Below are 13,079 nucleotides of genomic sequence, written 5' to 3' on the forward strand. Positions count from 1 at the left end.
GACAGGCCAATTAGTGCGCCTGTCTCTTTCTTCATCCTATTTATTCATATGAGCAAGAAAATCGCCAAGAAGGTCTTCCATGCTTTCTTCTTCCCGGTCTTCGCTTTCAGCCGAACGGTCTATTTGTACACTTGACCAATCAATATCATCCAGATCATCATCAGCACCATCTGTGAACGCAGGTATTTCTTCTTCTTCCTTTGCAGGAGGGGAGGGAGGCGGAACATCCGCCCGGTAGACCGGCTTCTCTTCACTTTCTTTCTGCTCCTGCAGATAAAGGGCTTCATCAATATCGGTCGATTTGCTGTTAAAGCTGGCAAGCAGCGCAGCAGACCGCACCGGATCTGTGATCAGCTGATAGATGATGCTGCCGAGAAGGGCTTCAGAGTGCTCGTGCTTGAGCCAGTCGCGCTGCATCTTGCTGAGCGCCTTGGGCAGCGGAATCGTAACGGTTTCCTGTTCCTGTTTGACTGATTGGCTGACACCCTGCATGACATAGTCGGCAATCCTGCTGGAAAAATTCCTTTTTTCAGCCTCTTTAAGCTTTTGCAGCTGTTTAACTAAGTATTCTGGGGTATCAGAGGGTACACGAAACGCAATCGTCTGGCCTCTTTCGATCCCCTTGGATGAAGATTTTGTCATGTTACCACCTTATTTTATGCTTTTACTGGCTTCTTCTCATCCTGCTTTTCCGGTTTGGATGTTCTCTTCAAATGGTCGGCAACGAGCTTGTAATACGCGTTTGCCATCATCCAGATGCTCTCTTTTTCATCCTCAAAGAAGTCGATATTATATCCATCAAGGCTATTGTTCAGTGATTTGATATATTCCTTCAATACAGCAGATCCTCCGCCGACGAAGTAGCAGATTTCTGTCTGCGAATTTTTCTGCCAGACATTGCGGAGCAGGCGGTATTGCTTTTTGGCCAGGTCGAACAGAATGCGGTCAGTGATGTCATGGACGCTTGTCCTGCTTCCTTTGACCATGATATGGTTGCGGTCATTTTTCTTGGTGATGATCTCTACCACATCGCGGCGGCTGTCCAGCTCAACACCATGCTTGGATCTGATTTCCTCGCGGATCATTTCCAGTGATTCCGATACGCCCAGATTAAAGCCCTGTGCCTTGTCATCATCAACCGTACGGTTTTTGATTACAGCAATATCAGTGGAGAGGCCCCCGATATCCTGGATGAGAATGCGCTTGTCGATCAGTTCTTTATTGATAATGTTCAGGTCGTTATCCATCACAAGATTGATGAATGCCGCGAAGCCTTCCGGATAAACCTTAACATCGCTGAATTTCAGATTGACTTTGATGCCCTGGTATTTAGGAGTGACCAGGAATTCTACCTGGTGCACTGATCCAAGCAGCTTTGAACGGTAGCCCGCATCTTTCCCTTCCTTCACTTCACGAAGAGGGAGCCCTGTGCCCAGGATATAATTAGTATCGATAATATTGTTATTTTTCGGGAACAAACCAGCGTTTTCTTCCCTTACCGCATCAAGGGCAAGTGAAACGAAAAGCATGATAAGCGTCTGGTCTTCCTCGGATTTGCTGCTGCCGGGATCGAGTTCGGAAGCATTGTCGCTTTTAGTCGCCAGTGTTCCTACACGATAGATTGCATTATTGTCTTTTAATGCTGGGGAATGAACTTTAACATGAATCCCGTCCAAAGGTTCTTTGCTGTCTAATTCTTCTATGCCGATTACCGGTCTGTCCGCAACATCCCTCGCAATGACATTCGGTATATTCAGTTCATAATCCAATTTTCCGAATAAGGCTTTAAGCGAATCATTGCCTACGTCTACTGCTGCTATTCTCGGGTTTTTCAAATCTACCATTCCTTTCACATTGTACCTTGCTTATCGTACAAGCAATTATCTTAAGCTTAATTAATATTTGGCAAATATTCAATGAGTTTCATATAAAGTAATATAAACGTTAAATTGTAAACATTACGCAAACTTTATCTTATGTTCAATAAACACTGTCAAATCAATGTATAAACAACTTTGTAAACTTGTAAACATTTTCATAAACAATAAGTATACAATTTGTTTACTTGTAAACATTATTGTTTTCATTTGCAAACATATATGTAAACAAGTAAACCAATGCGTTTGCAATCCATTTGCCTCCTTTTTTCTTCCTGAAAATCTATTGCTCTCCTCCCCTTCCAGAAACTTTAATCAGTTAAAAAACAGTCCCCTTGACGACCGTTCCAAAAATAGGATAATTTTAATACATTAACAGTTTACTAGACAAAAGGAGAGCTTGATGAATATGCTTAATTGCCGCGAAGAAACTTTGGCCTTTACGAAACAGCTGGTCAATATTGAAAGCATAGTAAATACAAATGGCGAGAAGGTGATCGCCCATTCTTTATATACACTCTTATCCTCGTTCCCCTATTTTGCGGAGAACAGCGGACAGCTCGTTATAGAGCAGACGATAGATGATGATTTGGAACGGTATAATGTACTGGCTTTTGTGAAAGGAACGAAAAGAAAAAACAGCCGCACAGTCATTCTGATGGGCCATATGGATACTGTCGGAATCGATGATTTCAATCAGCTCCGTGGTGCAGCGTGCGACCCGGATCAGCTTGCAGACCTGTTCAGGAACGAAGAACTCCCTTCCGGAGCAAAGGAACAGCTTGAATCCGGCGACTGGATGTTTGGCAGAGGAGTGCTTGATATGAAGAGCGGGCTTGCAAGCCATCTCTATCTTTTAAAATACTATTCTGAGCATCCGGAAGAATTAGAAGGAAATCTCGTCTTCCTTGCAGAATGCGATGAGGAGGACGGTTCACATGGAGTACTGTCTGCTTTGAAGACCTTGAAAAAATGGAAGGATGAGCATAAGTTCCATTATGCTGCAGCCATCAATGCTGACTTTGTCTCCCCCAGATTTGAGGGAGATACAAATCGGTATATCTACAAAGGAACGGTTGGGAAGCTCCTCCCCTCTTTCTTCATAACAGGCGCTGAAACACATGTCGGCTCCTGCTTTGAAGGTCTGGATCCGAATTTCCTTGCTGCTGAACTGACAAGGCAGATCAGCTATAATCCGGAGCTTAGCAATGAAGCGCTTGGGGAAACAACAGTCCCCCCGGTATCCCTGAAGCAGACCGACCTTAAGCCTTCCTATACAGTCCAGACTGCGCTGAGTGCTTATGTCTACTATAATTTCTTCATTCATTCATGGTCACCAAAGGAAGTATTGGAGAAACTGAAGGAGCAAGCCTATATCGCCTTCAATAGCGCCCTCTCTTCCTTTGAACAGCGGAACCGGCAATTCGCCGAAATGAGCGGCGAACCATATGCCGAGCTGCCCTGGCAGCCGCGCGTCTACACATATGAGGAGATGCACAGGATGCTGGTGGATGAGCATGGTCAGGCATACATTGACCATATGGACGGATTCAAAGAAGTATTGCTCCTTGATAACACTTTGGATACAAGAATGTATGCAGCACGAGTCGTGGAAGAAGCATGGAAATGGTTGAAGGATAAGAGCCCGGCGATGATTCTTTTCTACTCTTCTTTATACTCGCCGAGAATTGAGCTTTCCGGACAGACAGAGGATGAAAGAAGGCTTATTGAAGCTTTGGATCAGGCGGTGGAAGAAATCCAGCCATCCTACCCACATCCGATCATTGCCAAGAATTTTTTCCCTTATATATCGGATATGAGCTTTATCGCGCTCAGCGATGATGAAGCAGGAATCAGTGCTGTATCTGACAATAACCCTGGCTGGGGCACAAAGCATTATGTGGAATACAGCGATATCCGCGAACTGAATGTGCCTGTCATCAATATAGGGCCATACGGGCTGGATGCACATAAGAAACTGGAGCGCATGGAAATGAACTATTCACTTGAGATTGTTCCTAACCTGACAAACCGGGTGATACAGCAGGTACTAAAAGGCTAGGTTTCCTGGGAAATAATTGCAAAATAATAATGAGGAGATGTTTTCATGGCAGGAAAAAGAATCGACCATGTAGGAGTAATGGTTAAAAATATAGAGAAATCAATAGAGTTTTATACCCACACTGTCGGCATGGAGCTGAAGGCAGAGGTGCCCCATTCAAACGGTGTCATTAAGCTCGCATTCCTTGGCTTCAGCGGGAATGAAGAGACTGAGCTGGAGCTGATTCAAGGCTATAATGACCAGCTCCCGGAAGAAGGGACGGTCCATCATTTTGCGGTCAGCACCGATGATGTGGAAGGAGAATTCACCCGGCTCAAAGAGCTGGGGGCTGAACTCATAGACCAGGAAATCACCGCCCTCCCGAATGGCTATAAATATTTCTTCTTTTACGGGCCTGACAGGGAATGGATTGAATTCTTTCAGCGCTAACTTTAATTACAAAATGGGCTGGGACAATTCGGCATGTTTTTTAGTCACAATGCCATAAAAAATTTAAAAGCCCTGTTGATTGGAGTGCAAGGCACACAGACTCCTGCAGGATGCAGCGGCAATGCTAAGACCCGCAGGAGCTTGCTCTGAGGAGGCTCAGCGTCGCCCCGCGGAAAGCGAAGTGCCTGGAACGGAAATCAGCAGCCCCATTATTGAGGCAAACTTGCCCAACTATTTATAGGAGCCCTGTTGATTGGAGTGCAAGGCACGCAGACTCCTGCGGGATCGCAGCGGCAATGCTGAGACCCCGCAAGAGCTTGCTCTGAGGAGGCTCAGCGTCGCCCCGCGGAAAGCGAAGTGCCTGGAACGCAAATCAACAGTCCGATTATTGATGCAAACTTGCGCAACTATTTATAGGAACCCTGTTGATTGGAGTGCAAGGCACGTAGACTCCTGCGGGATTGCAGCGGCAATGCTGAGACCCCGCAAGAGCTTGCTCTGAGGAGGCTCAGCGTCGCCCCGCGGAAAGCGAAGTGCCTGGAACGCAAATCAACAGCCCCATAATCAAACAAAACAATCTTAGGAAGCTTTACCTTTTCCTTCGTCTAAACCTCAGGTGCAAAAGTTCTGCTTTTGTGCCTTTTTTTGTTCGCTTCCCGAAACAAAAATGATATGATGAAAGAAAAAAGCTTGGAGTGATTCTGATGAAAAAAGACCTGATTGAACGCCTGGTTTCGTATGTAAAAATGGACACACAATCAGACGATAACAGCACAACCTGCCCTTCCACCCCTGGACAGCTGGACCTTGGCAAAAAGCTTGTAGAGGAGCTCAAAGCCATTGGCATGGAGGATGCAGCAATGGACGATAACGGCTATGTCATGGCCACCCTCCCTTCCAATACAGAAAAGCAGGTGCCTGTCATCGGCTTCCTTGCCCATGTAGATACAGCAACCGACTTTACCGGCAAAAACGTCAACCCGCAGATTACTGAAAATTATGATGGCGGGGATATTGTCCTGAACGAATCTTTACATATTACGCTTTCACCAAAGGATTTTCCTAGCCTGGAGCAGTATAAGGGCCATACACTGATTACGACTGATGGCACTACCCTTCTCGGGGCTGACAATAAGGCAGGAATCGCTGAGATCATGACGGCGATGGAATACCTCGTCAAACACCCGGAAATCAAGCACGGAGCGATCAGGGTCGCTTTTACACCAGATGAGGAAATCGGCAGAGGCCCGCATAAATTTGATGTGGAAGCCTTCAATGCCACCTATGCATACACAATGGACGGAGGGCCGCTCGGTGAACTTCAGTATGAAAGCTTCAGTGCAGCGGGAGCCAAAATTATTATAAATGGAACCAATATACACCCTGGGTCTGCTAAAGGAAAAATGGTCAATAGCATCAAAATTGCAATGGAGCTGCAAAGCAGCCTGCCGCAGGAACAGGCACCTGAACTGACTGAAGGCTATGAAGGCTTCTTCCACCTCGGCTCATTCAAAGGGGACGTGGAAAAGACAGAGATGAGCTATATTATCCGTGATTTTGACCGTACGGAATTTGAACATAAAAAAGAGCTGCTTGAAAAAGCCGTTGCCGCTCTGCAGGAGAATTACGGAAAAGAGCGCATTCAGCTTGAGCTTAAGGACCAGTACTATAACATGAAAGAGAAAATCGAGCCTGTCATCGAGATCGTCGACATTGCAGGAGAGGCGATGAAAAAGCTTGATATCGAGCCGCAGATCCTTCCGATCAGGGGCGGCACGGACGGTTCACAGCTTTCCTATATGGGGCTTCCGACGCCGAATATTTTTACAGGCGGCGAAAATTACCATGGCAAATATGAATATATTTCAGTTGATAATATGGAAAAAGCAGCAAATGTCATCATAGAAATCGCAAAGCTGTTTGAAGAGAAAGCATAATGTCAGGGGCGGAGATGTAATCTTCGCCTTTTTTCTGCCCCCAATATCCTGAATTGATCCAAGCACATTCAAAAGATACATTTTTTCAACTGAATGTGTAAATACTTTCAGCATGGGTATAGGTATACGGCGCATTGTCGAAAAATGTGCCAATTCAGGCTTTTATTACAGGGGGTTTAGATAGCAGTACTATGGACATCTACTTTGAGCAATATGGGCAGCTGAACATCAGGCAGAGATGGGGCAGCCCCAGCCAAAAAATAAATAGCATCACTTATGATTCCCGCAATGCAGGCCCTCAATCGGTCTTTATCTGCTTGGGCGGCGAAAATCATGACGGCCATACATTCCTGGAAGAAGCCATTGCAAAGGGAGCAGCTGTCCTTGCAGGCGAGAATGCTGCCATTCTTGAGGAATTCAGCCGAAAATTCCCGCAGCTTACCTTTCTCCAAACGGAAGATGCACGGGCTTTCCTTGCCCAATTATCAATTATATTCCATGGAAGGATCCATGAAAAAATACATACTGTCGGCATTACCGGCACTAACGGCAAAACGACTGTAGCGGCCTTTGTGAAATCACTGATGACGGCACTCGGCATTCCCTCCGGTTCGATTGGCACCAACGGGGTGCTTTCGTCCAAGGGCCCGGTCAGCTTTGTACAGTCAACACCGACTACTCCTGAGGCGAGCGATCTGCATGCTATTTTTGCTGATTTCGCTAAGCGCGGGGACCAGCTCGCCGCCATGGAGGTCTCTTCCGTTGCCATTGAGCAGCAGCGGACCGCCGGCATCAACTTTGATGTGGCTATTCATACGAATCTGTCGCCAGAGCATCTTGAATTCCATAAAACCTTTGAGAATTATAAGCAGGCAAAGCTGAAGCTGTTCCGCCAGGCAAAGCGGGCAGTCGTAAATCTTGATGACGAAGGGATGGGCGCTGATATTATCCGGAACTTCCAGGGCAGCCTTCTCACCTATAGCCTGAAAAAGGATTCCGCTGCTGATGTAAAAGCTTCGAACATCAGGGTGTCAAATGATGGGACAAGCTTTGAATTGAAGCTTGGGAGCAATTCTTATATCGTGCGGACGCCTGTATTTGGCAGCTATAATGTGGCCAACCTCCTTTCAGCCATCTGTACGGCCATGCACCTTGGCTTTACGATCCGACAGATCATTGAGGCCCTCCCGCGCGTTGAAAATCCGTCAGGACGCTTTGAAGTGCTGAAGGAATTCGGCCGGAGGAAGATCATCATTGACTACGCACATACGCCGGTCGCCCTCAAAAGCCTGCTGAAGGAAGCGAAAAAGCTGCCGCATAAGCGACTTATTGTGATGATTACCGGAATCGGGATCAGGGATAAAGAGAAAATGCCGCAAATGGCAAAGGCCGTCGAGAACCAGGCAGACCAGGTAATTGTATCGGTAGACCACCCTGGTTTCCTAGACCCATGGGAAGTGGTCGGCCACGTGATGAAGGGCTTCTCCAATCCCCACGCAGGGAATATCCTGCAGGAGCCTACACGGAGGGATGGCGTGCTCACAGCATTGTCCGTCAGCGGAGAAGACGATCTCATCCTTCTCACAAGCGGCTGCATCAACGGGGCTCAGATTGTGAAAGGCGAGAAAATACCTCATTCGGATAAGGAGATTATCCAGGAATTCTTCCGGAACTTTGAAGAGAGTGAAGAGCTTGAACGCTTTGAAGCGTGAGGACAGGCAAGCCGGGGGCTTGCCTGTTTTCTTTTGGGATGGAGCCAGTAAAAAAGCCGGAAAGTACACACACAGTGCGTACTTTCCGGCAAAGCCTTACTGAATAAAACTGTCAAAGAATTCCAGAACTTTGCGGTAGACTTTAATTTCGTTTTCTTTTTTGGAAAAGCCGTGGCCTTCATCGTCGAGGACCATGTACTCGACTTCCCTTCCCTTCTCCTGGAGCGCAGCGACAATTTGGTCAGATTCCGCTTTGACGACGCGCGGGTCTTTGGCTCCCTGGATGACGAGCATCGGCTTTGTCATGGCATCAAGATAGGTGATCGGCGAGTACTCGATCAGCTTTTCCTTGTCTTTTACCGGATCGCCGACCCACTGGTTCATGACCGGCTTCCAGTGCTCAGGAACCGATTCAATGAAGCTGAACAGGTCGCTCGGGCCGAAGATATCGACGACAGCTTTAAAGTACTCAGGATGCCTGCCGTGCAGGAGCAGGGCCATATAACCGCCATAGCTTCCTCCCATCAGCAGGAGCTTCTCCCGGTCTGCATAGCCGTTCTTGATGAGCCATTCTAGCCCTTCAACATTATCCAGGCGCGGGCCGTAGCCCCAGTCGCCTTCGACCATCTTCATATAAGAGAGCCCGTAGCCTGAGGAGCCTCTGAAATTCGGTGCAAAGATGCTGTAGCCCCTGTGGACAAGGAACTGGAACAGAGAGCGGAAAGAAGCCCTTTCTGCCGCCTGAGGCCCGCCGTGCGGCCAGAGGATGACATGTCCGTTGCTGTTTTCCTCCTTGGCCCTGAAGAAGAGCGCCTCAATTTCAAGTCCGTCGTACGAAGGGTAGTGCAGAATTTCCGGCTCAGCCATTTCCTCTTCACTGACTCCAGGCACACGATTATTGGTCAGCTGTGTCCATTCGCCCTTTTCATATTTATAAAGATTAGGAGGAGTGACTGCAGACCTGCCAAGCAGGTAAAGGTTTCCGGTCTCTGCCACTGACAGCCCGTCGATGGTGTCCGCAGGGAGCTCCAGCTGCTTCGCCTTGCCTTCCTCAAGCTCATAGCGGTAGAGATGGTCCTCTGCTCCTTTTTGGCTGCTGATATACAGGGCGCGGGCCTTTTTATCATATTTCAGCCCTGAAAAGTCTTCCCCATCGAGCGACAGCACTTTTGTGAATTCGTTTGTTTCAAGGCTGAACTTAGCTAAATAGGATAAGTCCTCTTTATAGTTGGTTACAAGATAGATATCGTTTTCCGAAGTAAAGACAGCATCAGTGACTGTATGCTGCGGCTCTGCCTCAGGCGTCAGCAGAACTTCCTTCTCGCCATCCCAGGCATAGGCAAGCGAGTATGTATTCGCGAACATCCTGCCAAAGACAAAGCGCTTCTCATCAGGGCTTTTGGCTGTCAGGAAGGTGGCAGCATCCCGGCCGTGAAGCAAAACCTCTTCCTCACCGGTCTCCATGTTATAGGCGTACGTCTTTAAAAAAGTGGCATCTTCCTTGCTGGATGTATAATAAAGCGTCTTTCCGTCCTTGGAGGAGATCAGTCCCATATGACGGGCATTTTCGTGTGTGCGGATAGGCTTTAACTCGCCGCCATTCCTTGGCAGAGCATAAACCTGGCCGTTTTCGTCGCCGTCCGAGTCGATGACAGCAAGCAGGAAGCGGCCTTCCTTATCATATTCTATCTCCTGGCAGCTTTGGTTCTGAAAGCTTAACGGATAAGGAAACTGGTTTGGCAGATCCATCGCCCATAGATTATATTTCCCGTTCAGGTTTGTACTGAACACCAGCTGCGTTTCATCCGGGCTTACAGCAAATGTCTGGATGCCAAAGGTCTGGAAAAAATATTCAACATCCGGTTTGGAAAAAGACAGCATTCTAGTTTTCCCCCTTCTTCTCTGTTTTTACTAGATTCGGCAGTGATTCTGTATAATAGATTTGCCGGCATCTCTATCCTATTCGGGAAGAAAGGCTGGAATCCCTATCTTTTTGCAAGAATTTTCTTGAAAATAAGAAAAGAAGGAGGAGTTTTTGTTGAAAAATATCAAATTTTATCAGGTGGATGCCTTTACCGATCAGGCATTTGGCGGCAATCCTGCCGGCGTGGTCCCGGAAGCCGCATTCCTGGAGGAAGAAGAGATGCAGCTGGCAGCGCGTGAATTCAATCTGTCTGAAACTGCTTTTCTATCTCCTTCCGACAGCGAAAATGCCGATTTCAGGGTCCGCTATTTTACGCCTTCCTGCGAGATCGATTTCTGCGGCCATGCGACATTGAGCGCAGCCTGGATCATGGCATCTGAGTCAGATTGGCTCAAGCACAGCAGGGAAATCCGTTTTGAGACCAATATCGGCATCGTGCCGGTTACTTTTCAAACAGCCGGAGGAAAGCTCCTTTCTGCGGAAATGACTCAAATATCACCTAAAGTAAAAGAAATAGAATATGTCCTGGAAGACCTGTGCAGGATGATTGGCATTTCTTCTGCCGACATTGACGAGCGTTACCCTGTCAGGCTGGGGTATACAGGGAACTGGCATCTGCTTGTCCCCTTGAAGACCAGGGAAGCCATCGATCAGGCAGCACCACAGTTTGATCTGGTAGAGGAGCATAACCGCCGGCTGGGAATCAGCACAACCCATTTGTTTACTTTTGATGCTAAGGGCATGGAATATGACATCTATACAAGGGATTTTGCCCCTGCTGCAGGCATCAGGGAAGATCCTGTCACAGGCTCCGCGAATGGCGCCCTCGCCGGATATTTAATGCTCGAGCGTATTCTTGAACATGGAAGAAGCCACAAGCTGGTCATAGGCCAGGGGCATGCAGCCGGAAGGCCGGGACTGCTTGAGGCGGGCGTCAGCTCCCATGGGGATAATATCCGTATTACAGTTGGCGGAAGGGCGGTAACGGTAATCTCCGGGATGCTGGCCTTTTAAGCATCCTTCCACCCTAAGCCCGGACTGACTCCAGGCTGGAGAGCGCCCTCAGCCTCTCCAGATCCCCTCGCTTCACGAGGAAAAGGAATGCCCTCATATTAAGCGGCAGAAGCTTTTCTGTTTTTTCGTCTACCCAGCTGTTTAAGAATCGGTTCAGTTCACTGAGCCAGCGGACCTTTTCATCGAGTCCCATTTGAGAGCCGGCAAACAGGATGCTTCTTCCGGTTGTCAGCTCTTTCTTTAAGTATTTTGCTTTTAACAGATTCCGTTTCTCATCATTCTCGGCATAGCGGTGGATAACCTTCACAGATTCTTCAAGCGTTTTATAATAGTCCCGCGGCTGGACCTGGATGACGCTCGCATGCTGCTTATCTTTATGATTGACCACATAATAGCATGGATAATCCGCTACAATTGAAATGCCGCGTGCCAGGACATAGGCCTTTACCATGAATGGCTGGTCCTCTGCTGTACAGATCCCTGCCGGGAAGGTAATATCATTATCAAGCAGAAAGCGGCGGCGGAACATTTTTGTAGGGCCGATCGCTTCGAGCACATTTGATTCATACACATTGGTGAATGGCTCGTTTGCTGCAAACATCGACTTGGCCACCCATCGCCCATTCACTCCTGTGAATTTTCCTACAATAATGTCAGAATGATTGTCATTCCCCATCTTGTACATCCGCTCCAGCGCCTCCGGACCCAGGTAATCATCCGCATCCACGAAAAAGATAAACTTTCCCCGGGCCTGCTTCATAATTGTATTGCGCGGGGCACCCGGCCCTCCTGTATTTTTCTGATGGATAACAGTGATATTTGGATGGGAGCTTGCATAGCTGTCCAGCACTTGTCCGGAACTGTCGGTCGATCCGTCATTCACCATGATGATTTCAATGCTCTCCTGTTCCATCGACTGTTCCAGGATCGAATCCAGGCAGATGCTGATATGATTGGCAGAGTTATAGACCGGAATCCCGACAGTTACTTTGATTTGGCTCATAAGGGCCTCCCCCTTCATTATATATGTATAGTTTTTTTACATCTTTTCCCTGTTAAAGCATTTTTTCAAACAGGAATTTTACGGAAACAAAAAAAGCCCGAAAAAAATCGGGCTTATCCTTATTCGCTGCCTGTGACAAGCGGGCAGTCCGAATCGCTGGCCCATTCATTCATGGAGCCGTCGTAAACAGCGACATTTCTTTGCCCAAGCTTGTTAAGTATCAAGGCATTCCAGGTGGCCGCTATCCCGCCTCCGCAATAAGTGATGACCTTCTTGCCGGGATCAAGGGCGCCCGTTTTTTCGAATGTCTCCCTAAGAACTTTGTCAGAGAATAATTCCTTCGTTTCTTCATTTGCATGAACACCGAAGAACACATTCTTACTCCCGGGTATATGTCCTTTGCGCGGATAGGTCTCCGTTTCGCCCCTGAAATCCTCGGGGGACAGGCTATTGATCAGGACGATGCTTTCATCATTCATCGCCTTTTTGACATCCTCTTTCGCAGCGATGAGCTCGTCCCTTCGCTCCCCTGTAAACACCGCAGCAGGATAATGCCCGGGTTCTGTGGAAATCGGGCGGCCCTCTTCCTTCCACTTGGTCAGCCCTCCATCCAGGACTGCGATATTGTCATAGCCTTCATAGCGAAGCTGCCAGGCAAGCCTTGAGGCCCAGTAAGCAGCGGCAACAGGGCTTCCGACCAATGCATTGCCCTGATCGTATATCACCGCGTATGTGCCATCCCCTATTCCCAGCCTGCTGATTTTCTCTATGAACTGCTGCCTTGGCGGCACGGTGAATGGCAGCCCCGCTTCCTGATCTGACAATTCATTCATCAGGTCGGCAAAGACGGCACCAGGGATATGCCCCCCGTTATATTCATCCCTGCCGGACCAGGCGCCAACCTCGCCGTTATCTTCCGGGATTTTCAGAAAAGCGGTAGCATCAATGATTCTCAGGTTCGGGTCTTCCATCCTTTCAGCCAGCCATTCAGTTGAGACAAATAAAGGAATAGTATCCATAAAGCTCCCCTTTCTGTTCGTTAGCTTCCTGCATAAGTTTACCCCTGCAGCATGCAGCAAACACATTTATTAAACAAAAATGGCCTGTACAAGTGCAGGAGC

General features: G+C 47.9%; 10 protein-coding genes. 5 read left to right on the forward strand and 5 right to left on the reverse strand.

Features of this window, described 5'->3' with window-relative positions; all coding sequences use genetic code 11:
* Nucleotides 1-36 precede the first annotated feature (36 nt).
* Together ACQCVH_RS07520 and ACQCVH_RS07525 are read right to left on the reverse strand one after the other, a co-directional pair.
* Complete coding sequence (locus ACQCVH_RS07520; protein ID WP_426835118.1) at nucleotides 37-642, reverse strand: hypothetical protein; 606 nt, start codon at nucleotides 640-642, stop codon at nucleotides 37-39.
* A gap of 14 nt (nucleotides 643-656) precedes the next feature.
* A complete protein-coding gene (locus ACQCVH_RS07525; RefSeq protein WP_426835119.1) occupies nucleotides 657-1,835 on the reverse strand; it encodes an Alp7A family actin-like protein in 1,179 nt (392 codons plus the stop codon).
* 451 nt (nucleotides 1,836-2,286) lie between these two features.
* On the opposite strand from ACQCVH_RS07525, the gene ACQCVH_RS07530 reads away from it, so the two are divergent.
* The 4 genes from ACQCVH_RS07530 (at nucleotide 2,287) to ACQCVH_RS07545 (ending at nucleotide 8,017) form a co-directional block, all read left to right on the forward strand.
* Nucleotides 2,287-3,939, forward strand: a complete 1,653-nt coding sequence (locus ACQCVH_RS07530; protein ID WP_426835418.1) for a M20/M25/M40 family metallo-hydrolase — start codon at nucleotides 2,287-2,289, stop codon at nucleotides 3,937-3,939.
* 45 nt (nucleotides 3,940-3,984) lie between these two features.
* Nucleotides 3,985-4,368 (forward strand): VOC family protein, encoded by a 384-nt coding sequence (locus ACQCVH_RS07535; protein WP_426835120.1) that lies wholly within the window; start codon nucleotides 3,985-3,987, stop codon nucleotides 4,366-4,368.
* A 704-nt stretch (nucleotides 4,369-5,072) separates the two neighbouring features.
* Nucleotides 5,073-6,305 (forward strand): peptidase T, encoded by a 1,233-nt coding sequence (gene pepT, locus ACQCVH_RS07540; RefSeq protein ID WP_426835121.1) that lies wholly within the window; start codon nucleotides 5,073-5,075, stop codon nucleotides 6,303-6,305.
* A 191-nt stretch (nucleotides 6,306-6,496) separates the two neighbouring features.
* Complete coding sequence (locus tag ACQCVH_RS07545; protein WP_426835122.1) at nucleotides 6,497-8,017, forward strand: UDP-N-acetylmuramoyl-L-alanyl-D-glutamate--2,6-diaminopimelate ligase; 1,521 nt, start codon at nucleotides 6,497-6,499, stop codon at nucleotides 8,015-8,017.
* Nucleotides 8,018-8,113: 96 nt separating this feature from the next.
* On the opposite strand, the gene ACQCVH_RS07550 is transcribed toward ACQCVH_RS07545, so the two are convergent.
* Complete coding sequence (locus tag ACQCVH_RS07550) at nucleotides 8,114-9,898, reverse strand: S9 family peptidase (protein WP_426835123.1); 1,785 nt, start codon at nucleotides 9,896-9,898, stop codon at nucleotides 8,114-8,116.
* A gap of 157 nt (nucleotides 9,899-10,055) precedes the next feature.
* Here ACQCVH_RS07550 and ACQCVH_RS07555 point away from each other — a divergent pair, with 157 nt between their 5' ends.
* Nucleotides 10,056-10,955, forward strand: a complete 900-nt coding sequence (locus ACQCVH_RS07555) for a PhzF family phenazine biosynthesis protein (RefSeq protein WP_426835124.1) — start codon at nucleotides 10,056-10,058, stop codon at nucleotides 10,953-10,955.
* 13 nt (nucleotides 10,956-10,968) lie between these two features.
* Here the strand turns inward: ACQCVH_RS07555 and ACQCVH_RS07560 are convergent, their stop codons facing one another.
* Both ACQCVH_RS07560 and ACQCVH_RS07565 read right to left on the reverse strand, forming a co-directional pair.
* Nucleotides 10,969-11,958 carry a glycosyltransferase family 2 protein gene (locus ACQCVH_RS07560; protein ID WP_426835125.1) on the reverse strand — a complete coding sequence of 330 codons (990 nt, stop codon included), beginning with the start codon at nucleotides 11,956-11,958 and terminating at the stop codon, nucleotides 10,969-10,971.
* A 119-nt stretch (nucleotides 11,959-12,077) separates the two neighbouring features.
* A complete protein-coding gene (locus tag ACQCVH_RS07565) occupies nucleotides 12,078-12,977 on the reverse strand; it encodes a sulfurtransferase (RefSeq protein WP_426835126.1) in 900 nt (299 codons plus the stop codon).
* Nucleotides 12,978-13,079 lie beyond the last annotated feature (102 nt).

This window comes from Bacillus infantis (assembly GCF_050107595.1).
Lineage (GTDB): Bacteria > Bacillota > Bacilli > Bacillales > Cytobacillaceae > Bacillus_AB > Bacillus_AB infantis_C.